The organism is Streptomyces sp. NPDC086549 (genome assembly GCF_044746205.1).
In the GTDB taxonomy this organism is placed as follows: Bacteria; Actinomycetota; Actinomycetes; order Streptomycetales; family Streptomycetaceae; genus Streptomyces.
In genome coordinates this window covers 63,434-84,780 of record NZ_JBIVBS010000011.1, presented here as the reverse complement: position 1 = coordinate 84,780, position 21,347 = coordinate 63,434, and the positions used below count along the sequence as shown (strand labels likewise).

The following is a 21,347-nucleotide window of genomic DNA, read 5'->3' as shown; positions in this document are numbered from 1 at the left end:
CCGCGGAGTAACTCCGCCCATGAACGAAGTCACGCAGAGCGCAGAGTTGATCTCGGGTCGGCAGGGACGGCTGGACAATGCGCTCGGTCACCAGCCGACTCTATCGGTGCCGCCCCCGCCTGCCGCCCCGACGCTGGTTCCAACTCCCGTGGCCAGGTTCCAACTACCGTGTCCCAGCTCAACAAGGCAAATCACCCAGGGGGGCTTTGTGGCCAAGTAGCACTGCGAGTGGGCAACTATCGCTGCGTGTCACAGTAGCAACGCCAACGGGCGCGGCAGGGCGCGCGAACGGCACCGCCGGGATGTCAGCCCAGCAGCAGATGCCTGCGTCCGTCAGAGCGTCGATGATGCCGTGGGTACGGGCGGCCTTGATGTCGTGCACGGAACCGGGCAGGGCCGGCGAGACCCATAGCGGCCTGCTGAACGGAGCGGTCTGGAGGGCGGTGCGGTGGAACTTCGCGTCGGCGTCGGTGAACTGATCCACTCCCGATAGGCTGCCCAGGGCTGGGATCAGTGGTTGCCCGCTGCAAACAGGAGGCACAGGGGTATGGGCGTTGCGCTGTTCACGCTCGGCGGCACGATATCGATGGCAGGTCATACCCGGGGCGTCGAAAGCGGGCCGGTGGTCAGCCGGTTGAACGGAGCCGACCTCGCCGCGGCCGTGCCCGGGCTCGACCGACTGGGAACGACCCTGGACATCCACGACATCGACGCCGTCCCCAGCGCGAACCTGACTTTCGCGCACATCCTGACCCTGGTGGAATCAGCGTCACAGGCGGTGCAGGCCGGGGCCTGCGGGGTAGTGGTCACCCAGGGAACCGACACTCTGGAAGAGACCGCGTTCCTCATCGACCTGGTCTGGCCGCACGCCGAGCCGTTCGTCCTGACCGGAGCCATGCGCAACCCGACACTCGCGGGACACGACGGCCCTGGGAACCTGCTCGCCGCCGCCCGCACCGCCGCCTCTCGCGCGAGCCACGGCTTGGGAGCACTGGTCGTCTTCAACGACGAGATCCACGCCGCCCGCTGGGTGCGCAAAACCCACAGCACAAGCACCGCCACATTCGCCTCGCCCAACACTGGCCCGATCGGCCACGTCATCGAAGGCCATGCCCGAGTACTCATGGCCCCCGCACGCCGCCGCGCACCGTACCCGCGTCCTGAATCGTTGGAGAGGACCCGAGTCGCGGTGCATACCGTCACTCTCGACGAGGACGCGGACCTGCTCACTGCCATCGCCGAGGCGAGCCAGGGACTGGTCATCGCCGGCTTCGGCGTCGGCCATGTCCCGAGTAAACTCGCCGATCTTCTGGGAACTGTGGCTGAACGCATGCCCGTCGTGCTCACCTCCCGCACCGGCAGCGGATCCGTTCTGCGGCACACCTACGGCGCCATCGGCTCAGAGACCGACCTGCAACGCCGCGGCCTCATCAACGGCGGACTTCTCGACCCCTACAAGGCCCGGATCCTCCTTCGGCTCATGCTGGCCGGCGGTGCCGATCGCGAGGCCATCACCGCAGCCTTCGCTGAGCACGGCTGACTCCAGGATCGCAGCCCCGAGCCACCAAGAGGCCCTGCCGTCCTGCCTCGGCCACCGAGAGATCACCGGAACACGATCCCCTGGAACAAGAGCCACGGGCCGCGCACCACACTGATCGTCTCGATGCGATGCCCCCAGGCCGTCCGACCACGGCCCGGAGTGGCTGGGCGGGCCGGGCAGCCGGTACTGGGCGAGGCGCGGGGAGGTGATGGGCGGCCAGCGCTCGGTGCCGTACGGATCCGTGCCCGCCGGATGTCCGCGAACGTGTAGAGGTAGTCGCCCGGCTCCCCAACCTCCCATCTCCCCCCTCCCGACCTGCTGCGCTCACCCGTCACGGGCTGGACCCGCGCCCACTGGGAGGCGGTCGCCGACCGGCTCCTGGACGGTCGGGGAGTGACACGTGCGGCGCGGAGCAGCGCGATCGCGAGCGTGTTGAGGACCGCCGACCAGAACGCGCCGTCCGCGAACAACCGTTGGAAGTTGCCGAGCCCGATCCACGGACTGCCCGCGAGTCCTTCGAAGGGCACGTACTCCTTGAAGGCGATGACGTTGCCCGCCAGGGCACCGTAGTGGAAGAGCAGGAAGTAGCCGACCCCGGGCAGCATGAGCAGCAGCGACCTGCTTTGTAAGCCTTTTCGCGTGGATCGCGCACCGGCCCGTCGCCGGCGAGCGGTGCTCACACCCTTTGCACGTGCACGTTCCCGTAGAGCAGTGGCCACGAGGCCCCCTCGCTCACGTCTGCCGTGTGAGGCGAAAGTAAAACGTTTCCAGAACGTGGTCAACGCTTACGACAGAACAAGTCGGTGGCGCCGCCGTGCAGGGCTGCGCGCGGTGCCGCACGGCAGTCAGGATGCATTCAGGTGTCCGGTGGCACGGTCGCTCTCCATGACGAGAAGGCGGGCCTCGGCCTGACCGGTGTGTCGGCGCTGATGAGCGCGCTGCTGGCGGTGGTGATCGTCGTGCAGTTCCGCACGAGCGCGTACCGGGCGGGCGTGTACTGGCTCGCCGTAGCCCTGATCAGCGTCGTCGGTACGCTGATCAGCGACAACCTCACCGACAACATGGGCGTGCCGCTGGGGCTGAGCACCACGGTGTTTGCGCTGCTTCTCGCGGTCGTTTTCCTCTCCCAGCCGACCGGAGACGGCGGCCTGGGCCTGGGCACCGTGATCACCAGCGCGCTGTTCCTGGCCGTCATCCTCGGCATGGTCGTGTACCTGGGAGTGACCCGCAAGGACGTCACCGAGCCGGAGCCGGAGCCGGAGCCGGGTCCGCCACACGCGCCGTGACCTGCAACCTGTCCGTGTTCAGGATGCGTTCAGGATCTCTGTGCCACGGTCGGAGATCACGGCCGCCGCCGGTGGCCGACTCATCTCACAGGGCGCTCGTCCCGCTACCCGGGGGCGAGCGCCCTGTCGTTCGACCGGACAGGAGAATCTGAGTTGGAGAAATCCGAGGTCCTCACCGACTTCGACGTGGCGAGCACGTCGACGACCAAGTCGGTGATGAAGAAACTGCCCGAGGTCACGCTGGCGTTCTGGATCATGAAGATCGCCGCGACGACCCTGGGTGAGACGGCGGGCGACCTCTTCGCACAGACCCTGAAGCTGGGCTACTTCCTCACCACGATCGCGCTGTTCCTGACCTTCGTGGTGACGCTGGTGGTCCAGCTGCGATCCAGCCACTACAACCCGTTCTTCTACTGGACCGTGATCCTGTCGACCAGCATGGCAGGCACCACGATGTCCGACTTCATGAACCGCGACGCCAGCGCCAAGTACCTCTCGAACGGCGCGACCAAGCTGGGCTGGGGCCCGCAGGGCCTCGGCCTGGGCTACCCCGCCGGGGCGGCGATCCTGATCTCGATCCTCCTGGTGATCTTCCTTGCCTGGAAGCTGAGCGGGATGACCTTCCAGATCCGCGACATCGTCACCTTCAAGGGCGAGGCCCTGTTCTGGTCGGCGATCCTCGTATCGAACACCCTCGGCACCTCAATGGGCGACTTCCTGTCCGACAGCTCCGGCCTCGGCTACGCCGGCGGCGCGCTGCTCGTGACCGGGCTGCTCGCCGTGCTCCTTGCGTTCATGAAGGTGCCCGCGGTGCCGAACGTGCTGCTGTTCTGGATCGCCTTCGTCCTCACTCGCCCGCTGGGCGCCACAGCGGGCGACTTCCTCACCAAGCCGGTTGCCAAGGGCGGCCTGGATCTCGGTACCGCGGGCTCGTCCGCCGTGCTGCTCGTCGTTCTGTTCGGCCTGATGGCCTATGCCCACCTGCAGGAGCGCCGTACCGCCGTGGGACGGGCGCAGGAGGAGCAGGAGTTGGTCACCCGGCGGGGAGACTGACCGTGAACCTGGCCCCGGGCGTGTGTCCGGGGTCGTAGGACACCTCGCCGCCGACGGCGCGGGCCAGACGTCGCGCGAGCGGCAGCCCCAGGCCCGCGCCGTCGTGCCCGTCGTCGGCGTCGGCGCGTCGGCCGGGCTGGAACAGTTCCTCCACGAACGCTCCAGGCACACCGGGGCCGTCGTCGATGACATCGATCCGCACGGAACCGGGCAGGCGCCGCGCGGACACGACCACGCTGGAGCGGGCATAGCGGACGGCGTTGGCGAGCAGAGGGCTGAGGATGCGTTCGAGGAGAGCGGGTGCGACCCCCGCCTCCAGCACCTGCGCTCCTGTCTCCACCGTGGCTTTCACCCGTCCTGGGCCGACGTGCTGGAGCAGGCGGCCCAGGACGGGCACGACGTCGGTCGTTGCGGGGGCCGTCGCCGGGTTCAGCGCATTCTCGCGGGCGTCGTTGAGGAGCGTGTCGCAGATCGTGCGCATGGACTGCGCGGCCTCGGCGATCACCTCTTGGGCGGCCCGGGCCTCGGCGTCAGTGCGCGGGCGGGCCCGCCACCAGTCGAGTTCCATGATGATCCGGGTGAGCGGCGTGCGCAGTTCGTGGGACAGTTCGCCCGTCAACTGCCGTTCGTGGCGCAGTACGGTGCGTATGCGGTCCAGAAGCGCGTCCAACGAGCCACCCAGACGGGCGAGTTCGATCGGGTGATCGTTCGTTCCGAAGCGGTCGTCGGAGTCCACAGCGCTCCACTGCGTGGCCTGGTCGGTCATCGTCCGCACCGGTCGCAGTGCCCGGCCGACGGACAGGCGCGTGAGGACGTACGTGCATCCGAGCATCACAGCGTCCAGCACGACCGACCCCAGCAGCAGGGTGTCGGCCGAATTGCGGTACGGAGCCAGGTCGAGAGCGGTGACGACAGTGGCTCTGGCATCGCGGCCGGGGATCGGGTGGGAGCACAGGCGGACGGGCCGGTGGCTGTCGACGGTCGCGCAGGCGTGCTTCCGGTGTGCGGCCAGCCGGTCGGCGGCCTGGGTCAGTGGGCTGGCGACAGTGGCGGACGGCGGCTTTTCCAGCAGGTGGGTGTCGGCGTAGATCCACACGTTGGCGTCGAGGAGGCGGTCGTTGACGGTTTCCAGGATGCGTACCCGGGGACCGCTGGTGTCGACGGTCGTGGTCACCGCTGCTGCTCTGGTGCGCAACTCGTCGTCCGCCTGGCGTTGCAGGTGCTCGTCCATCACGGCGTTGAACGCCACGGTCAGGACCGTCATCAGCAGGGCGGCGGTGGCCAGCGCCACGAGGGACAGCCGACCCCGAAGGGTGCGCGGGGCCAGGTGCCGGAAGACGCGGAAGACACGGTTCATGACAGGCGGTGTCCGACCCCGCGCACCGTGTCGATCGTCAGACGGCTGCTCGCCTCGCGCAGTTTGCGGCGCAGCCGGCTCAGGTACTGGTCCAGAGTGTTGTCACTGACGTGCGCGCCCTCGGGCCAGCCGGCCCGCACCAGGTCACGGCGGCGCACGAGGGTCCCGTCCGCGGCAAGGAGCGTGGCCAGCAGCCGGAACTCCGTCGGGGAGAGGTCGACGCGGGCACCGTGCACGGTCGCACTGTGATCCACCGCGTCCAGGACCAGATCGCCGGCTGTGGCGCAGAATCGGGGGGCGGCCCGTCTGAGTGCGGCGCGCAGCCTGGCGGCGAGTTCGGCGAGATGGAAGGGTTTGGGCAGGTAGTCGTCGCCCCCGGCGGAGAAGCCGGACAGGCGGTCGGTGAGCTGGTGCCGGGCGGTCAGGAAGATCACGGGGGCGAGGAAGCCGTTGGCACGCATTGCCTGGCATACGTCCCGTCCGTCCGAGTCGGGCAGGCCGACATCCAGGATGGCCGCCGCGATGTCAGCGGTCGCCAGCCGCAGGGCGGTGGCTCCGTCGGGGGCGAGAACAGGCTCGAATTCCTCGTCCTGCAGGCCCCGCCGCAGCACGTCCCGCAGGGCGTGATCGTCCTCAACAACCAGGATCTTGGATCGCATGGTCCTCCGCCGGTCCTCCGGTCATGGTCGTAGCTGCGATGAACAGCTTGGGCGGCCACCGGGCCGTCCCCGAGCAGGCTGTCGGCCTGCTGGGCCGATGGCGGTCATCGAGCGCCGGCCGTGTCACGGACGGACGGCTGCTTCTTTGCTGCGCGTATCACCGTCATTGCCGCCGGTCCGTCGACGGCCCTCACACTCGTGGCTCACCACCTCCGCGAGTCCATTACGTCGACCAGGCCGGACCGTCTCATCCAGTCGGCCGGGTGAATGCCGCGCAAGGCGCACCATGTCGGGGTTCGCGGAGCCGTCGTCGGGGCCAGTCAACGGCAAGCGTCACTGGTCTCCTTGCCTCGTGTCGGCCCCTTGAAGGCGCGCATTGCTTGCGAGAGAAGGGGAACCACGCAAGGGCCAGGCCGGCAGTCCGGACCGGGCCGCCGACCACCTGCCGCGGCGTGAATGTCCGTAACGGAACGTCCGGCGCACCCGCCATCGGGTTCAGCACGTCCGCACCACCGGTATGAACCGGGCCACGACAACGGCCTTGGCGTGCGCGTACCGCTTCAGTAGGTTCTCCGCGTGCTTGACTCCCTCGTGCGAGCGCCAGGAACGGCTGCGGTGGATCCGTGGTCCCGCTGCCTCCCGGCCGCTCAGGTATCCGCTCCGAGCTCTGGCCGGCGCGCCGACGGCCGCCGCGACCAGCAGGCAGGTTCCGGCGAACACGACCACGCCGACGCCTGGCACACCGAAGGCAGCCGGCAGCCAGTGTGCGTCGAGCACGTCGGCGGCCAGGTGTGAGGCCAGGTGTGACGAAGTGGTCATGCGGGACGAACCTTTCCTGCAGGCGGGAGCGCACAGGCCGAAGCGGATGACTACAGAAATGTAGACGGTCTATGTCACTGTAGACGAATGACGGTGGAGGAGCGTTCCCGAGCGACGCGCGCCACGCAAAGGCCATCCGTGGTCGCACAGCCCGCCGACCTCGAAGCCATGTTCCGCACAGGTTCCGAGGATGCCGGGCAAGACGATGATGCCGACCGGCGGACCCGGGCCGACGAAACCGCCGCCGGCTGGGCAGCCTGCAGCGGCTGACCGACCGCAGAGCGGTCTGGCACTGTTCGAAAGGCCGGCCACAGCCATACCCCGAACGACAGCGGCACCGAGCCGCCGGGGGCCAGTTCTGCCCCGTCGCTTGCGCAGCGCGCGCTCGAAGGCCATCGCGACGTCGTCGGCCGTGCTCACCTTGCCGAGGAAGTTGAGCAGGCTGCCGTCGTGTGTCGCCTCGTGGAGCGGCATCGGGGTGTCGACGGCGCTCGGGTAGTTCCCGCTGACTGCGACCCCGGTCCCTCGCAGTTCGGCGTTCAGTGCCGCGAGGTAGGCGCCCAGCCCGGCCTTGGTCGCCGAGTAGGCCGCCGAACCGGGGAGTGCGAGAATCGCCCATCGACACCGTGGCGACGATGTGCCCCCGGCCGTGCGCTTTCATGACAGGGGTCGCGGACGCCGCGAGTTCCATGACGGATCCGAGCATGACGTCAAGTTGGAGCCGGACTTGTGAGGCCGGGGTGTCGACCACGTGTCCGGGGACGATCACGCCGGCGTTGAGGAAGACCAGTTCCAGTTGGCCGACCCACTCGCTCTCGACCCGCGCGCAGAGCGCCGCGACCGCGTCCCGGTCGGACAGGTCGCATATGACGGGGACGGCGTCCGCTCCGGCCACGAGGGCTGCCTTCTCGGCGAGCGTCTCGTCGCGCTCGACGCACAGCAGGGTGCGGCCCTGTGCGGCGAGCCTGCCGCAGACGGCCGCGCCGATCCCGCCGGCGGCGCCGGTGACGAGCGTGAGGGATGCACGGTCAGACATGGCTGGGCTCCTTCGGCGGTTCGGACGCGGATGCCGAGGAGGGGTTGGACGGCGCATCGGCGCGCAGGTCGTTGTACGTGTGGTCGTCGACGTCGCGCCAGCCGAACCGGTCGCGGATCTGTGCGAGGTAGGCCGTGTATGTCGAGCGCTCGACGTAGTTGGTGTGCTGCGGACCGCCGACGTAGTTGACACCGCCGCGCAGGTCCGGGGCGTCGGTGCGCTTGAGCCGTGCCAGCTCGTCGTTGCGGACGCCTGTCTCCCGGGCGTTGATGTCGATCATGATGAGCTGGGCCATTTCGTCGGAACACTTGTACGCGGCGTCCGCGAACTCGGCGAATCCCAGCACGCGATATCTCGCCGAACGGGCCGCATGACATGGCTCTGATCTCCGCGGCCCCCCGTTTGGCCGCTGGGGTCCCCTCTGTGGCCGCACAGGTCAGTTCCTGCCGATCTCCCGATGCATAGGTTCCCGGCAACGCCTGTGAGGAGTGCAGGGAAAGGAAGGGTGACTGGTGAGCGAGAACCAGTACGACACGTGTGTGATCGGGGCAGGACCGGCCGGGCTGGCGGTCGCGAGGGCACTGGCGGAGCGGGACCTGCCGTACACGCACATCGAGCGCCACACCGGGCTGGGCGGGCTGTGGGACATCGACAATCCCGGCAGCCCGATGTACGAGTCGGCCCATTTCATCTCCAGCCGGACCCTCTCAGGCTTCGGCGGCTACCCGATGCCGGACCACTTCGCGGACTATCCGCCGCACCGGCAGATCCTGTCCTACCTGACGTCGTTCGCCGAGGCGTACGGACTGGGGGAGCGGATCGAGTACGGCGCCGGGGTCCAGGACGTGGAGAAGAACGCGGACGGCACCTGGACGGTGACCCGGGCGGACGGGCGGGAGAGTGTGCACCGACAGGTCGTGATGTGCACGGGCGCGCAGTGGCACCCCAATATCCCAGAACTGCCGGGCGAGTTCACCGGCGACATCCGTCACACCGTCACCTATCGCAGCGCCGACGAACTGCGTGGCAAGCGGGTGCTGGTGGTAGGCGCGGGCAACTCCGGGCTCGACATCGCCTGCGACGCGGCCCGTGCGGCGGACCACGCCGTGATCAGCATGCGGCGCGGCTACTGGTTCATCCCCAAGCACCTGTTCGGCCGGCCCGTGGACACCATCGCGGCCGGCGGACCCCACCTGCCGTTGTGGCTCCAGCAGAAACTCTTCGGCGCGCTGCTGCGGCTGCTCAACGGTGATCCGCGTCGACTGGGCCTGCAGAAGCCCGACCACAAGTTGTTCGAGACCCACCCGGCCATCAACTCGATGCTGCTTCACCACCTTCAGCACCGCGACATCACGGCCAAGCCCGGGATCACCCGCACCGACGGCCGGAGAGTGCACTTCACCGACGGCACCAGCGACGACTTCGACGTGATCCTCCTGGCCACCGGATACGTGCACAAGGTGCCCGCCGCGCAGCGGTACTTCGGTGACGAACAGCACCCTGACCTCTACCTGTCGGCGTTCTCCCGTGAGCACGAGGGCCTGTTCGGCGTGGGCTTCGTGGAGACGAACTCCGGCGCCTACCAACTCTTCGATATCCAAGCCCAGTTGATCGCCGACTTCATCCATGACACGCGACACGGACTGCCTACGGCCGAGCGGTTCGCCCACATGATCCGCAGCGACCGGCCCGACCTGTCCGGCGGGCTGAGGTTCGTGGAATCGCCCCGCCACACGGGTTATGTCCACAGCGAGGCCATCGTGAAGTACTTCGCGAAGGTCGCCGCCGGGATGGGCTGGCGCACGGAGGGACGGCCGCCGCAGGTGACGTCGGTGCGGCACGAGGCGGTGGCGTCGTGACGTACGACTTCCACGACAAGGTCATCGTGGTGACGGGCGGCGCCGGGGGCATCGGCAGCGCGATGTGCCACCGCTTCGCCTCCGACGGGGCCCGCCTCGTCGTGGTCGACATCGACGCGGCGCGGGCCAGGCAGACGGCGGCCGACCTGCCGGGTGCCGGTCATGCGGGGCTGGGCTGCGACCTGTTGGACCGCGCCGCGGTGGAGCGGATGGCCGACGACATGGCCGCCACCCACGGCCGGATCGACGTCCTGGTCAACAACGTCGGCATGACCAGCGCGGAACGCTTCGACGTGCGCAGCGTGGAGAGCATCGAGCGGGAGATCAACCTCAACCTGCTCTCCCCGCTCGTCACCACGCGGATCGCCATCCCGCTGCTGCGCGCCTCCGGCGACCCGCGTGTGGTCACCACGGTGTCCCTGGGCGGCATCTTTCCGCTGGGCGAGACGCCGATCTACACCGCGTCGAAGTTCGGGCTGCGCGGCGCGATGCTCGCCATCGGGCTGGACCTGAAGGGCAAGGGCATCAAGGCCGGTTCGGTCCTGCCGTCGGCGACCGACACCCGCATGCTGCGTCAGGAGGCGGTGGACGGCGGGAACTCACTGCAGTTCCAGGATGCGCCGCAACAGCCGGCCGACGTCGTGAAGGCGGTCGTGAGCCTGCTGGACAAGCCGCGGCTCGAAGCCTATGTACGGCCCGGTGAGTCCCGTCTGGTGCGGTTCGCGATGCTGGCGCCGAACCTGCTGCCGAAGCTCTTCCCGCTGTTCCGCAAGCGTGGTGAGCGGGGCATGGCCCGGTATCTGGAGGACCTGAGGCGCAGAGGGCTGGCCCGCAGGGTCGGCGGCCGGTGGGAACTGGTGGAGGAGTCATGAGCGAGAGGGACACAGAGATGGAGGAGACGCTTTCCGTCGTCAATCCGGCGACCGGCGAGCTGATCACGACCGTGCCCGCGGTGAGCGCGGACGGGGTCGCGGCGACGGCCGAGCGAGCACACCAGGTGTTCGAGAGCGGTGTCTGGTCCCGCAGGGCGCCGCGGGAGCGCGCCGCCGTGCTGCTCCGGCTTGCCGACCTCATGGAGCGGGACGCCGAGGACCTGGCACGCATGGACAGCGAGGACGCCGGAAAGCCGATCACGGAGTGCCGTACCGGCGACGTCCCCGGGGCGGTCGAGTCGATCCGCTGGTTCGCGGAAGCGGCCGACAAGGTCTTCGGCCGTATCGCCCCCACCGGCCACGACAGCCTGGGACTCGTCAGCCGGGAGCCGGTCGGGGTGGCCGCGGCGATCCTGCCCTGGAACTACCCCCTGGCCATGGCCGCCTGGAAGGTCGGCCCCGCGCTCGCCGCGGGCAACAGCCTGCTGCTCAAACCGGCCGAAGCGACGCCCCGTTCCACCCTGCACCTGGCCGCCCTGGTGGCGGAAGCCGGCCTGCCGGACGGCGTGCTCACGGTGCTGCCCGGCCACGGCTCCGTCACCGGTGCGGCCCTCGCCCGCAACCCGCTGGTGCGCGCACTGTCGTTCACCGGCTCCACCTCCACCGGCCGCCGCATCCTGACCGCCGCCGCCGAGACCAACTTCAAGCGGGTCTCCCTGGAGATGGGCGGCAAGAGCCCGCAGATCCTGATGCCGGATGCTCTGGAGTACGGCGAAGAGCTGATCGATAACATGACCGAAGCGGCATTCCTGACCATGGGTCAGAACTGCACGGCCGGATCACGTGTCCTGGTCCACCACAGCATCGCCGAGGAGGTGCTGGACCGGTTCACCACCGCCGCGAAGAAGCTGGTCATCGGTGATCCGGCCGACGAACGCACCCAGATGGGGCCGCTCATCAGCCGCGCCGCCTTCGACCGTGTCGCGGCGGCGGTGGACGCGGCCCGCGGCGCCGGAGCCCAGATCCACACCGCCGGGCTGCCGCACGGACTGCCGTCGCGCGGCGCCTACTACCCGCCGACAGTGATCAGCCGTGCTCCGGAAGGCAGCGACGTGCTCACCCAGGAGCTGTTCGGACCCGTCGTCACCGTCCAGACCTTCACCTCCGAGGAGGAGGCGGTACGGATGGCGAACACGACCGAGTACGGCCTCGCCGCCTCCGTCTGGACCCGTGACCTCGACGCTGCCCTGCGCCTGGCCCGCGGCGTCCAAGCCGGCGTGGTCTCGGTCAACGCCTACAGCGAGGGCGACATCACCACCCCGTTCGGCGGCTGGAGGCAGTCCGGGTTCGGCGGCGCGGAGAAGTCCACCAGCGCCTTCGAACAGTGGACCAGCCAGAAGACGCTCTGGATCCGCACACGCTGACCGTGGCTCAGCCGTCACGGCGCCCCTCCGGCACCCGCAGCCGGTGGGGCGCCACGCCGTGCCAGCGGTGCACCGCCCGTCTGAGTGCCCGCACGTCGGAGAAACCCGTCTGCCGGGCGATGTCACGTATCGTCAGCTCAGGTCGGCGCAGCAGCTGTTCGACCCGCTCACGTCGTACCCCGTCGACGACCGCCTCGTACGTCGTACCGCACTCGGCCAGCCGACGGCGCAGCGTGCGCTCGCTGGAGGCGTGCCGACGGGCCTGCTCGACGACAGAGGGCACGTCGGGCAGGCTCTGCGCGACGGAGATCTCCAGCACCTCCAGCAGGTCCTGCTGGTCGCGGCGTGTCGCCATCTGTTCCTCCAGCAGTTCGAGGGTGGAGGCATGGGTGACGGGATCGCGGCCGGGCATCGGGCGGCGGGCCCATGCCGGGGAGAACACGATGCGGTTCTCGGTGGCGGCGAACCGTACCGGGCACTGGAACAGCTCGTTGAACGGATGCGTGTCGCGTGGCGCGGGAAAGGCGAACTCGACACTCTGCGGGACGAATTCGGCGCCCGCGCTCAGGCGGGTCAGCGTGACGACGCTGGCGAACGCCTCCTCGACAAGGAAGACCGCGACCGCCGGATCGAGCGCGGGGTCAGGCAACGCGGCGCGCAGCACAAAGCTGGCCCCCTCGGCGTCTGCCGACCAGACCACCATGGCCCCGGAGAGGTTCTGGAAGCGCACACCCGTCTCGATGGCGTCCCGCAGGGTGTCGGCGGCCATCTGCGCGAAGCCGAGCAGCCCCCATGCGGTCAGGTGCTGCGCCGCACCCACCCGCAGTCCCAGGTGCGGGTCACCCGTGAGTTCCACTGCGCTGCGGATGACGGTGCTGCCCTGCCGGTAGGAAACCCTCAGCTCGGCGGAGCGCATCACCGTCTCGTCCAGTCCGACCCGGGTCAGCTCAGGCTGGAGGTCGACACCGTACGTGTCCGTGACCAGCGCGAGGTAGCGCAGAATGTTCGGCTGGATGGTGGCCGAGGTGCTGCGACTGGTACCCGGAGTGTCGTCCGCGGCGGGTTGGCTGGGCATGGGTGTTCCTTTGTGACCAGGGCGTCGCTCGTCGCATCCGCAGTAGGCAGTGGTCTCATGTCGGAACGTCGACCGGAGCCTGTTCCAGAGGTCCGTGGGCCCGCATTGCGGTGCCCGTGCGCGGGCCTGTCGATTATGTGCCGAGGAAAGCCCCCGTGCCGCCCTCCGCTTCCTTGTGGCGCGGTCCGGCCGCGCATGCCGGCGGAGGTGTGATTCAAATGCACAGCGGGGTGTCCTCCGACTGGCCTACGTGCCTGGGGGTGCCGGGGCCGTCCGAGCGCTCCCTGGGAGACGGTGTACGGGTACGTTGCCGCGTGGCAGCAGGACGGCATTTTCGACCAGTACGACTGCCTGTTGCGTCGACGGGTGCGCGAGGCCGATGGCCGGGACGCCGAGCCGAGCGCCCTCGGCGTCGACGGAGAAGTCGTCCAACGCGACCCTGGCGTCGTGACGTCACATTCGGCACATCCGCATGGCAGTGGCCGACAGCCGTCGAGACGAAGTGCGCGCCGCCACAACATCGCCGTTCAAGATCGTGGTCCGCTTCCTCGGTGGACTGAGCAGTAGCCAGGAGAAGGCATTCACTGCGGCCGCCGATCGCTGGGTGCGCGTCATGGTGGGCGACCTGCCGTCCGTGGTGGTCGACGGTGAGGTCATCGACGATCTGCTGATCCTTGCTCAGGGGCGCCCCATCGACGGCCCAGGCGGGATCCTGGGACAGGCGGGCCCCACCCATGTCAGGCCCCATTGGCTGGCAACGCGGCCTTCCTCCCCGCCAGGGGCATTATGTCGTTCGACACGGCCGACCTGGAGCAGATGGAGCGGGATGGCACGCTGAACGACGTCATCACGCACGAGATGGGCCATGTGCTCGGCATCGGCAGCGTCTGGAACGACAAAGGCCTGCTGGCGGACGCCGGCACCTCGAATCCGACCTTCCTCGGGCGCGCCGCCATGGACCAGTACCGTAGGCTCCGCGGGGAAGGCACACTGCAACCGGTACCGGTCCAGAACCTCGGCGGTCCCGGAACGGCGGATTCACACTGGCGGGAGACCGTCTTCGGCAACGAGCTGATGTCCCCCTTCATAGCGGGCCCGGGCAACCCCATGAGCCGTATGACGGTGGCGAGCCTCGGCGACCTGGGCTACGAGGTCGACCTTGCGGCTGCCGAGCCGTACCAGTTGCCGGACCTGCACGCACTCGCCGCGCGGGGTGAGCTCGTGGCTCACATCGCACCGATCGATGTCGGCATAGTGCTGCCAGTCGTTCCGGTCGCTCTGCCTCCCGAGAGTCTGCAGGTCCCGGGCGCCGAGGCGCCGACGCCGTGATGGACGGGGACCAGCGCCCTGGTGACGAGCGGGACGCGCCGCCGGAGCCGGGAGTGATCCTTCGTCCGGAGGTGTTCGCCCTCGGTAACGAGGCGTTGGTCCCTGAGAGCAACATGGTCCGGCCCGCGCCCAGCCGTTTCACCCACGAGTTGGTGGTCGACGAGCCCTTCCACTTCGACGGCCCTCAGCGTGGTCGTTTCCCCGACGGTCAACTACCGGCGGGACGCGGGTGGTGGTGCTTGCGGTCGGTGACGACCACTGCCGTGTTGCCGACGCCGCCGGCCTGTGCGTCGACGTGCGGCGGGCGAGTCTGCGCGAGCTGACAGGCAAGGGGAGTGGCGCTTGCGCGGGGAAGGCCTGAACCCTTCCATCACGCGACGGAGGACGGCCGGCCCGCTGCCACCCCTAACAGCCATCGTCACCCGTCGCTTCGGCCCCGCCCTCGTCACTGGAGAGACGGGGGCTGAGCGGACGGGTTTCCGCCAAGCGCGTGCACCGACCCACCCGCACACCCCGATGGAACCGCCCGCTCCCTGTTGTCGTCTTGTGCGCTGACTGTGTACAAGGCAGGGACGTGGGGGACGTTGTGACGCGGAACGTGACGAAGGCCGGTCTCATGGTGGCGGCCATGGCGACGGTGCTAGGGGCCTCGGCCTGCGGCGGGGAAGCCGGCGCGGCGGCCGTGGGGAGCGGCGGGAAGCTCCCCGCGCACGCGAAGGGGGAGTCCGTGGCGCCCTCCGGGAACGGGGCGTCGTCCGGCTCGGCGCCGACATCTACCGGCGCGGTGGGGAAGTTGTCCGGGATCGCACAGACCGGAGCGTCGCCCATCACGCGGAACGTGCCGTGGAACCTGGACATTCTGGACCAGCGGTCGCGGCCGTTGAACGGGAAGTTCACGACCACCGCCACGGGCAAGGGCGTTCACGTCTACGTGATCGACACCGGGATGGACATCGCCCACAAGGAGTTCGGTGGACGCGCCCACCTCGGCGCCGACTTTGTGGGCCCGAAGGACTCCGGTGACTGCTTCAGCGAGGCAGGGCTGGGCCACGGCACGTTCGTCGCGGGCATCATCGGCGGGGCGAAGTACGGTGTGGCGCCCAAGGCGGAGCTCGTACGGGTCCAGGGCGTCCTGTGCGAGAGCGGGGGCGGTGGCTCCCCGGCGGCGGCCGAGGCAGCCGTGGTGAAGTCGGTCAAGTGGGTCACCGCGCACGCGCAGAAGCCTGCGGTGGTGAACATGTCGCTCAACTTCGACCACCGGTCGGCGGCCGTGGACTCCGCCGTGAAGAAGATGGTCAACGCAGGGATCCCGACGGTGGTGTCCGCCGGCAACTTCCATGACGACGCCTGCAAGCACTCCCCGGCCGGCGTCCCCGGCACGATCGTCGTGGCGGCCTCCACCTCAACCGACCGCGCGTGGAGCGACACCGACTCCTACGGATCGGGCTACGGACGCTGCGTGGACCTGTACGCTCCCGGCCAGAAGGTGACCGCCGCACTCGCCGGCGGCGGTACGACCACGGAGACCGACGGCGCTACGTCCTGGGCCGCGCCGCATGCGACGGGCGTGATCGCGCTGTACCTGTCGGCACACCCCCACGCCACGGCCAACGAGGTCCACGTCTGGCTCGACCACACGGCCACCCGCGGTGTCGTGCGCGGCGTCCGCTCCGACACGCCCAACCGGCTGCTCAACACCGGCGGCCTCTGACCTGCGCCGGCCGCCCCGGTCGTACGGTCACCCAAGCGCCGCGCCGCGCCTCACCGGAACGGCGGGCGCGAGTCGCGCGGCCACCGCGCCCACGCCATGCTGACCCGGTCGTCGCGGGGACGGCCGCCGAGCAGGCTCCGGACGTGCTCGCCGCCTCTGATCCGGCGTGCCGCTACCGGCGATCGGCCGGACCTGGCAGGCAGCCTGGCGCGAGTTCCCCTACCCGGCCTTCCCTGCCGGGACAAGGAAGAGGGGTTCCCCCGGCGTCGCCGCCCGGGGACTGTGTGCGGGACCGGGGTGCGGGACCGGGGTGCGGGCAGGTCAGTTGCGGCCGGCCATGACACCGCCGTCGACGTCCCAGACGGCGCCGGTGACCCAGCCCGTCTGGTTCGACAGGAGGACCTCCTCGGCATCCGGTCGTTGAGCGGACGCGCCGGCAACGGATGTGCAGTGACCGCGGATCGAGCCGGTACTCCTGGACGGACGCCAAGGAGGGGTGGGCGGCCGGTCCCGCGGCGGGCTGACCACCGAGATCCGCCTCGCAGCCGATGCCCGCTGCCGGAACCTCGCGTTCGCTCCTACCGCCGGACAGGCCGGAGATGCCCCCGCCATCACTGCCGCCATGACCCGCCTGCGCGTTACCCGACGGCGTGGTTGTCCGCCATGTGCCTATCGCCTGCTCACCCCGCGCGCTCCCGGACGACCAGCGCAAGCGTGGTGTCCGGGCGGACATCCCCGCCCCGGCGAACCAGCGCAGTCAGTGGCGGAACCGAGGGCGACCTCCGCCATGTCGCGGGACGGGTGCCCCGTCCCCTGGGTGGGCGTCGTCCCATCGGCTCAGTAGCGTGTTTCTGTACGCGGAAGGGCGAACCGCTCCGCGGAAGGGCGGCGCAGCCCGATCGCGGTGACGGGCCGTGGCGGCCCGTCAGGCGTGGCTCGGTGCCGGCTCCGGATCGGGCCCGAGCGTTGCCGTGCGGCGGGGGAGCAGCAGCGGGGTCGCCAGCAGGAGCACGCCGGCCAGGCCGATGGCTGTACGCGGGCCGAGCAGGCTGCCCAGCACGCCCCAGACGGCCGTCAGGAGTGCGGTCGAGGCTTTGGTCGTCACCGCCCAGGCGGTCAGCGTGCGGGCGACCCGGTCGTTCTCGGTGCGCTCGAGGCGGTAGGTGGTGTAGACGGGGTTGAAGACCCCGCAGCAGAAGATGAGTCCGAGCTCGACGCCCATCACCAGCAGCAGCCCAGCGGTGCCCGGCCCCAGGAAGGCCAGGCCGACGGGCCAGAGCGCGCGCAGCGTCCCGGTCACGACCAGGACCTGATGCTGCCCGAACCGGGTGACGAGCGGTCGGGCCAGCCGCGAACCGAGCAGCCCGCCGATCGAGGGCGCGGCGAAGGCGAGTCCGTACTGCCACGGTGCGAACCCGAGTCGGCCGAGCATGAGGACGGCCAGCAGCGGCTGGGCGGCCATCACCAGGCCGTTGAACAAGGCGGTGTTGAAGAACAACGGTCGCAGCGCCGCGTCGGCGAGGATGTACCGCCAACCATCGAGAAGGTCCCCGGCCCGCATACGCGTGTCCTTACCGCGCTCGGGCCGCGGCTCGTGCCCGCCCGTCGCGCGGATGCCGAGGGCCGAGAGCAGGTAGCTGACCGCGTCGGCCACCACCGTCGCCACCGGACCGAGGAGCCCGATCGCCGCGCCGCCCAGCGGCGGTCCGATGATCGTCGTCGTCCAGGCCGTGGACTCGAACCGGGCGTTGGCGACGAGCAGGTCCTCGGCCGGCACCAGCGTCTTCAGGTACGCGCCGGAGGCGGCGCGGAAGGTGATGTCGGCCGCCGCGACGACGACCGAGACCAGCAGGAGCTGAAGGAAGGTGAGCGCGCCGAGCGCGAACGCGGCGGGGATCGTCAGCAGCGCCGCGAACCGCACCAGGTCCATCGCGATCAGTACCGGCCGCTTGCGGCGGAACTCCACCCACGGGCCGAGCGGCACCGCCGCGGCCGCGCCCGCCGCAGCCCCCGCGGAGGAGAGCGCGGCGACCTCGGCCGGTCCGGCGTGCAGCACCCGGATGGCGATCAGCGGGAACGCGCCGAAGGCGAGCCACGTGCCGAGCGCACTGGTCCCGTACGCTCCCCAGAGCCACCCGAACCGCCGCCCCAGCCGATGTCCGAGCAGATGTCCCAGCCGGTGCCCGCTCCTCATGCTCGTCGCCCCTCGCCCCTCACCCGCACAACCGATCCGCGTTCGGAAACATCAAAGCGAGCCCCATACCCGGGGATCAAACAACCGCAGTGCCGCGAGACACAACCAACAGTTGTGCCAATAGGGTGTCGGCATGGACCTCGACACAGTCCGCACCTTCGTCGCCGTTGCCGACGCGGGGCAGTTCCAGGAGGCCGCCGCCGAGCTGGCGGTCACCCAGCAGGCCGTCTCCAAGCGCATCGCCACGCTGGAGCGCAACCTCGGCGTGCGGCTGTTCACCCGCACCGCGCGCGGCGCCGAGCTCACCATCGACGGGCAGGCGTTCCTGTCCCACGCGCGCGAGCTGCTGCGTGTCGCCGACCGCGCGGCCGCGTCCGTACGCACCGGCCGCCGACCGCTGCGCGTCGACGTGCTCGCCTCGCGCAGCGCGGCGTCGGGCCTGATGCGCGGCTTTCACCGCGCGCACCCCGGCATCGACCTCGACGTGGTCTGGCTGTTCGACATCGAGACGGCCGTTGCCGCCATCAGGTCCGGTGCGATCGACGCGTCCTTCCGCGCCGTCGCCGCGCCCGGCCGGCCCCTTGCCGAGGACATCGAGTCCGTCCGGGTGCTCGACGAGCCGCTCCAGCTCCTCACCGGCCCCGCCCACGCGCTGGCGGGTGCCCGGTCGGTTGCCGTCGCTCAGCTCGTCGGGCACCGGATCTGGATGCCCGGCATCGTCCCCGGTACCGAGTGGGCCGCCTACTACGACGACCTCGTCGCCGAGTTCGGCCTCACCATCGAGGCGACCGGGCCCAACTTCGGATCCGACGCGCTCCTCGACACCGTCGCCGACACCCCGGCCCTGGCCACGTTCATGGGCGGGCACACCCGCCTCGTCTGGCCCGCAGGCCACGGCCTGCGCCGCATCCCGGTGACCGACCCGACCCCGGTCTACCCACACTCGCTCCTCTGGCACCGCGACAACCCCCACCCAGCGCTGGCCGCCCTCCGGGCCCACCTCGCCGCCACAGCGGCCGGCTGCGACGCCGCCGGGACCTGGACGCCGGGCTGGGTGACTCCGCGCTGAACGCCGCCCCGCCTGCGCTGATCGCGGACGGATCAGCGGACGATGGATCGGGGCAGGCATGGCCATCGGCACACCATCGGCCCTGTCCCGGCGGCATGTCGGTGAGTCCGGCACACCGTCGAGTGGACGGACACCTCACACTCGACGGTGCCGTCCGCACAGGCTTTGACCCCGAGCCACATCAAGATCGGCAGACCTCCTTGATCAACTTTCCGAACGAGCCCCAGTACTCCAGTGCGGTTTTGTGATCGGGGAGGTGTTGCCTGTCCGTGGGTCGAATGCCAGGTCGGATTCCCGCCAGCGTCCAACGCTGGTGCCCGCGATGCTCCATGTCATGAACCGACTCGAAGGAAACGCGGCCTTGATCACGGGTGGAAGCCGGGGCATCGGTGCCGCTGTGGCGTTACGACTGGCCGAAGAAGGCGCTGACGTCGTGCTGACCTATGAGAACAGCGCGGAACGTGCCACCGAGGTGGTGGAGCAGATCAAGGCCGGGGGGCGCCGGGCACTTGCCGTCCAAGCCGACAGCGCGGTCCCTGAGGCACTCACCGCCGCGGTGGACGAGGCCGCCGCGATGCTCGGCAGACTCGACATCCTGGTCAACAACGCCGGCGTCTTCCTCGTCGGCTCGCTTGAGGACATGGGGTCGCCAGAGATCGATCGCACCCTGGCGGTGAACGTCCGGGCACCGTTCGTAGCTTCCCGGGCGGCGGCACGTCACATGGGCCGGGGCGGCCGCATCATCAGCATCGGCAGCAATGTCGCCGAGCGTGCGGTCTTCCCCGGACTGGCGTTGTACTCGATGAGCAAGACGGCTCTGGTCGGGATGACCAAAGGCTTGGCCCGAGAGCTGGGCCCGCGTGGAATCACTGTAAACCTGGTGCATCCTGGTCCCACCGACACGGACGCCAACCCCGCCGCCGGACCGAATGCCCAGATGATCGCCGGCTTCACCGCTGTTGGCCGCTATGCGGAAGCGGCCGAGATCGCGGCCACCGTCGCCCATCTGGCAAGTGCGGACGGCGGGTACATCACCGGAGCCTCGATCCACGTCGACGGCGGCTTCACCGCCTGACACGCGGGATCGACTGCGTAACCAAGCTGAGGGCCTGGCGCTCAAGCGGGACGGTCGCCGCGTGATCATCGAAGTTGTGTGGACTCCTGAAGATCGTGCGGTGGCCGCGGGCCATGGGGTGGATCCCTTCCGCCGGCGGGCGATGCTCCACCTGCCCGAGCACATCTGGTGCTCTGATCCAAAGCGTCGCCACGCGGCGGGTGTCCCCGACGATGTGGAGTTCGCGACCAAGCCCCGCCTGGCCGGGGAGACGGTCGGCACTGCGCTGGACCCCGGAATCACCGCGTCCTGGGTGACCGGCGACGAAGCCTGCGGCCAGGACTCGCAGTTCCAACGCGTCTTCTACATCTCGGCGTTGTTCGGCATCCGGCACTGCGAGGAGTCGCGTCGGTTCTACGACCCCAAACGCGCCGAGAGCGAACGCCGCACCCAGGCCGTCCTCGCTCGCCGCCGCGTGAGCGTCTTGTGGGCCCTCACCACAGTGAGCCCTCCGCGGCCGGTGCGGCAGCGCCCCGGTGCCTCAACCATGAGTGACGTTCTCGGTGAGCAGGCGGAGCAGGTGTTTTGCGGCGGCGTCCTGTTCGGGGGTCAGGCCCATGGCGTCGCCGATGGCCAGCGGGACGGTTCGGGCCTTCCCCCGCAGATCCGCTCCGGCACGCGTGAGGCGTACGGCAACAGAGCGTTCGTCCTCGGCGCGCCGCTCGCGGTGAATCAGGCCGCCGGCCTCAAGGCGCTTGAGCAGCGGCGAGAGGGTGCTGGATTCCAGCTGGAGCGCCTTGCCCAGGCCCCGGACGGAGACCGAGTCCTGCTCCCACAGCACCAGCATGACGAGGTACTGCGGGTAGGTCAGCCCCAGTTCGTCGAGCAGGGGACGGTAGCGGGTCGTGACCGACCGCGAGGCCGCATACAGGGCGAAGCAGAGCTGGTCCTGAAGGAGCAGTGAACCCTCTTCGGCGTCGTCGCGCGCGTTCTGGCCCATGAGTGCGGTC

General features: G+C 69.8%; 19 protein-coding genes and 5 pseudogenes. 13 read left to right on the top strand and 11 right to left on the bottom strand.

Translation table 11 applies throughout. From position 1 onward, the window contains the following. Positions 1–263 precede the first annotated feature (263 nt). Positions 264–427: pseudogene (locus ACIPSA_RS30350) on the bottom strand (IS5/IS1182 family transposase); the annotation flags it as partial. 120 nt (positions 428–547) lie between these two features. Here ACIPSA_RS30350 and ACIPSA_RS30345 point away from each other — a divergent pair. Continuing rightward, positions 548–1,540, top strand: a complete 993-nt coding sequence (locus ACIPSA_RS30345; RefSeq protein ID WP_402640034.1) for an asparaginase — start codon at positions 548–550, stop codon at positions 1,538–1,540. A 62-nt stretch (positions 1,541–1,602) separates the two neighbouring features. Here ACIPSA_RS30345 and ACIPSA_RS30340 read toward each other — a convergent pair whose 3' ends face one another. Further along, the gene (locus tag ACIPSA_RS30340; RefSeq protein ID WP_402640032.1) at positions 1,603–2,145 is read right to left on the bottom strand and encodes a hypothetical protein; all 543 of its coding nucleotides are present in this window, start codon (positions 2,143–2,145) and stop codon (positions 1,603–1,605) included. Positions 2,146–2,391: 246 nt separating this feature from the next. Here ACIPSA_RS30340 and ACIPSA_RS30335 point away from each other — a divergent pair. Continuing rightward, a pseudogene (locus tag ACIPSA_RS30335) lies at positions 2,392–2,826 on the top strand (hypothetical protein); the annotation flags it as partial. A gap of 153 nt (positions 2,827–2,979) precedes the next feature. Continuing rightward, positions 2,980–3,879 carry a hypothetical protein gene (locus ACIPSA_RS30330; protein WP_402640030.1) on the top strand — a complete coding sequence of 300 codons (900 nt, stop codon included), beginning with the start codon at positions 2,980–2,982 and terminating at the stop codon, positions 3,877–3,879. Here ACIPSA_RS30330 and ACIPSA_RS30325 read toward each other — a convergent pair. The 3 genes from ACIPSA_RS30325 to ACIPSA_RS30315 all read right to left on the bottom strand — a co-directional run bounded on the left by ACIPSA_RS30325 (position 3,860) and on the right by ACIPSA_RS30315 (position 6,714). Next, a complete protein-coding gene (locus ACIPSA_RS30325) occupies positions 3,860–5,236 on the bottom strand; it encodes a sensor histidine kinase (RefSeq protein WP_402640028.1) in 1,377 nt (458 codons plus the stop codon). The genes ACIPSA_RS30330 and ACIPSA_RS30325 overlap by 20 nt on opposite strands. After that, complete coding sequence (locus ACIPSA_RS30320) at positions 5,233–5,895, bottom strand: response regulator transcription factor (RefSeq protein ID WP_402640026.1); 663 nt, start codon at positions 5,893–5,895, stop codon at positions 5,233–5,235. The genes ACIPSA_RS30325 and ACIPSA_RS30320 overlap by 4 nt, the downstream gene beginning before the upstream one ends. Before the next feature lie 495 nt (positions 5,896–6,390). Beyond that, positions 6,391–6,714, bottom strand: a complete 324-nt coding sequence (locus ACIPSA_RS30315) for a hypothetical protein (protein WP_402640547.1) — start codon at positions 6,712–6,714, stop codon at positions 6,391–6,393. Positions 6,715–6,801: 87 nt separating this feature from the next. On the opposite strand from ACIPSA_RS30315, the gene ACIPSA_RS30310 reads away from it, so the two are divergent. Continuing rightward, positions 6,802–6,984 carry a hypothetical protein gene (locus tag ACIPSA_RS30310; protein WP_402640544.1) on the top strand — a complete coding sequence of 61 codons (183 nt, stop codon included), beginning with the start codon at positions 6,802–6,804 and terminating at the stop codon, positions 6,982–6,984. Positions 6,985–7,197: 213 nt separating this feature from the next. On the opposite strand, the pseudogene ACIPSA_RS30305 reads toward ACIPSA_RS30310, so the two are convergent. The 3 genes and pseudogenes from ACIPSA_RS30305 to ACIPSA_RS30295 all read right to left on the bottom strand — a co-directional run. Continuing rightward, positions 7,198–7,326: pseudogene (locus ACIPSA_RS30305) on the bottom strand (short-chain dehydrogenase); the annotation flags it as partial. A 4-nt stretch (positions 7,327–7,330) separates the two neighbouring features. Next, positions 7,331–7,750 (bottom strand): annotated as a pseudogene (locus ACIPSA_RS30300) (SDR family NAD(P)-dependent oxidoreductase); the annotation flags it as partial. Continuing rightward, complete coding sequence (locus ACIPSA_RS30295) at positions 7,743–8,096, bottom strand: hypothetical protein (RefSeq protein ID WP_402640024.1); 354 nt, start codon at positions 8,094–8,096, stop codon at positions 7,743–7,745. The gene ACIPSA_RS30295 and the pseudogene ACIPSA_RS30300, both read right to left, overlap by 8 nt. Positions 8,097–8,262: 166 nt before the next feature. Here ACIPSA_RS30295 and ACIPSA_RS30290 point away from each other — a divergent pair, with 166 nt between their 5' ends. The 3 genes from ACIPSA_RS30290 to ACIPSA_RS30280 are packed head-to-tail and all read left to right on the top strand — an operon-like array spanning position 8,263 to position 11,905. Next, positions 8,263–9,609: a flavin-containing monooxygenase gene (locus ACIPSA_RS30290; RefSeq protein WP_402640022.1), complete on the top strand. Its 1,347-nt coding sequence runs from the start codon at positions 8,263–8,265 to the stop codon at positions 9,607–9,609. Further along, entirely contained in the window at positions 9,606–10,481 is an 876-nt protein-coding gene (locus ACIPSA_RS30285; RefSeq protein WP_402640020.1) for an SDR family NAD(P)-dependent oxidoreductase, read from the top strand. Before ACIPSA_RS30290 ends, ACIPSA_RS30285 begins: the two co-directional genes overlap by 4 nt. Next, entirely contained in the window at positions 10,478–11,905 is a 1,428-nt protein-coding gene (locus ACIPSA_RS30280; RefSeq protein ID WP_402640018.1) for an aldehyde dehydrogenase family protein, read from the top strand. Before ACIPSA_RS30285 ends, ACIPSA_RS30280 begins: the two co-directional genes overlap by 4 nt. A gap of 7 nt (positions 11,906–11,912) precedes the next feature. Here ACIPSA_RS30280 and ACIPSA_RS30275 read toward each other — a convergent pair whose 3' ends face one another. Then, positions 11,913–12,980: an AraC family transcriptional regulator gene (locus ACIPSA_RS30275; RefSeq protein WP_402640016.1), complete on the bottom strand. Its 1,068-nt coding sequence runs from the start codon at positions 12,978–12,980 to the stop codon at positions 11,913–11,915. Between the two features lie 472 nt (positions 12,981–13,452). Between ACIPSA_RS30275 and ACIPSA_RS30270 the strand changes: the two genes are divergently transcribed. From ACIPSA_RS30270 to ACIPSA_RS30260, 3 genes are all read left to right on the top strand, one after another. Further along, positions 13,453–13,818, top strand: a complete 366-nt coding sequence (locus ACIPSA_RS30270; protein WP_402640014.1) for a hypothetical protein — start codon at positions 13,453–13,455, stop codon at positions 13,816–13,818. Further along, entirely contained in the window at positions 13,767–14,309 is a 543-nt protein-coding gene (locus ACIPSA_RS30265) for a leishmanolysin-related zinc metalloendopeptidase (protein ID WP_402640012.1), read from the top strand. Before ACIPSA_RS30270 ends, ACIPSA_RS30265 begins: the two co-directional genes overlap by 52 nt. A 628-nt stretch (positions 14,310–14,937) precedes the next feature. Beyond that, positions 14,938–16,020, top strand: a complete 1,083-nt coding sequence (locus ACIPSA_RS30260; protein WP_402640010.1) for a S8 family peptidase — start codon at positions 14,938–14,940, stop codon at positions 16,018–16,020. A 925-nt stretch (positions 16,021–16,945) separates the two neighbouring features. Here the strand turns inward: ACIPSA_RS30260 and ACIPSA_RS30255 are convergent. Next, positions 16,946–18,214, bottom strand: coding sequence for an MFS transporter (locus tag ACIPSA_RS30255; protein WP_402640008.1), 1,269 nt, complete (start codon positions 18,212–18,214; stop codon positions 16,946–16,948). A 133-nt stretch (positions 18,215–18,347) separates the two neighbouring features. On the opposite strand from ACIPSA_RS30255, the gene ACIPSA_RS30250 reads away from it, so the two are divergent. The 3 genes and pseudogenes from ACIPSA_RS30250 to ACIPSA_RS30240 all read left to right on the top strand — a co-directional run. Further along, positions 18,348–19,283 carry a LysR family transcriptional regulator gene (locus ACIPSA_RS30250; RefSeq protein ID WP_402640006.1) on the top strand — a complete coding sequence of 312 codons (936 nt, stop codon included), beginning with the start codon at positions 18,348–18,350 and terminating at the stop codon, positions 19,281–19,283. 322 nt (positions 19,284–19,605) lie between these two features. After that, on the top strand, positions 19,606–20,358 hold the full coding sequence (locus ACIPSA_RS30245) for an SDR family NAD(P)-dependent oxidoreductase (protein WP_402640520.1): 753 nt from the start codon (positions 19,606–19,608) through the stop codon (positions 20,356–20,358). Continuing rightward, positions 20,252–20,686: pseudogene (locus ACIPSA_RS30240) on the top strand (transposase); the annotation flags it as partial. The gene ACIPSA_RS30245 and the pseudogene ACIPSA_RS30240, both read left to right, overlap by 107 nt. 192 nt (positions 20,687–20,878) lie before the next feature. Here ACIPSA_RS30240 and ACIPSA_RS30235 read toward each other — a convergent pair. Continuing rightward, a complete protein-coding gene (locus tag ACIPSA_RS30235; RefSeq protein ID WP_402640004.1) occupies positions 20,879–21,337 on the bottom strand; it encodes a MarR family winged helix-turn-helix transcriptional regulator in 459 nt (152 codons plus the stop codon). Between the last annotated feature and the right edge of the window lie 10 nt (positions 21,338–21,347).

Bases quoted from the DNA above. Each gene is read 5' to 3' on its own strand.
- ACIPSA_RS30345 (WP_402640034.1), top strand. From the start codon at position 548: ATGGGCGTTGCGCTGTTCACGCTCGGCGGCACGATATCGATGGCAGGT.
- ACIPSA_RS30340 (WP_402640032.1), bottom strand. From the start codon at position 2,145: ATGCTGCCCGGGGTCGGCTACTTCCTGCTCTTCCACTACGGTGCCCTG.
- ACIPSA_RS30325 (WP_402640028.1), bottom strand. From the start codon at position 5,236: ATGAACCGTGTCTTCCGCGTCTTCCGGCACCTGGCCCCGCGCACCCTT.
- ACIPSA_RS30320 (WP_402640026.1), bottom strand. From the start codon at position 5,895: ATGCGATCCAAGATCCTGGTTGTTGAGGACGATCACGCCCTGCGGGAC.
- ACIPSA_RS30315 (WP_402640547.1), bottom strand. From the start codon at position 6,714: ATGACCACTTCGTCACACCTGGCCTCACACCTGGCCGCCGACGTGCTC.
- ACIPSA_RS30310 (WP_402640544.1), top strand. From the start codon at position 6,802: ATGACGGTGGAGGAGCGTTCCCGAGCGACGCGCGCCACGCAAAGGCCA.
- ACIPSA_RS30280 (WP_402640018.1), top strand. From the start codon at position 10,478: ATGAGCGAGAGGGACACAGAGATGGAGGAGACGCTTTCCGTCGTCAAT.
- ACIPSA_RS30275 (WP_402640016.1), bottom strand. From the start codon at position 12,980: ATGCCCAGCCAACCCGCCGCGGACGACACTCCGGGTACCAGTCGCAGC.
- ACIPSA_RS30270 (WP_402640014.1), top strand. From the start codon at position 13,453: ATGGCAGTGGCCGACAGCCGTCGAGACGAAGTGCGCGCCGCCACAACA.
- ACIPSA_RS30265 (WP_402640012.1), top strand. From the start codon at position 13,767: ATGTCGTTCGACACGGCCGACCTGGAGCAGATGGAGCGGGATGGCACG.
- ACIPSA_RS30260 (WP_402640010.1), top strand. From the start codon at position 14,938: ATGGCGACGGTGCTAGGGGCCTCGGCCTGCGGCGGGGAAGCCGGCGCG.
- ACIPSA_RS30255 (WP_402640008.1), bottom strand. From the start codon at position 18,214: ATGAGGAGCGGGCACCGGCTGGGACATCTGCTCGGACATCGGCTGGGG.
- ACIPSA_RS30250 (WP_402640006.1), top strand. From the start codon at position 18,348: ATGGACCTCGACACAGTCCGCACCTTCGTCGCCGTTGCCGACGCGGGG.
- ACIPSA_RS30245 (WP_402640520.1), top strand. From the start codon at position 19,606: ATGCTCCATGTCATGAACCGACTCGAAGGAAACGCGGCCTTGATCACG.
- ACIPSA_RS30235 (WP_402640004.1), bottom strand. From the start codon at position 21,337: ATGGGCCAGAACGCGCGCGACGACGCCGAAGAGGGTTCACTGCTCCTT.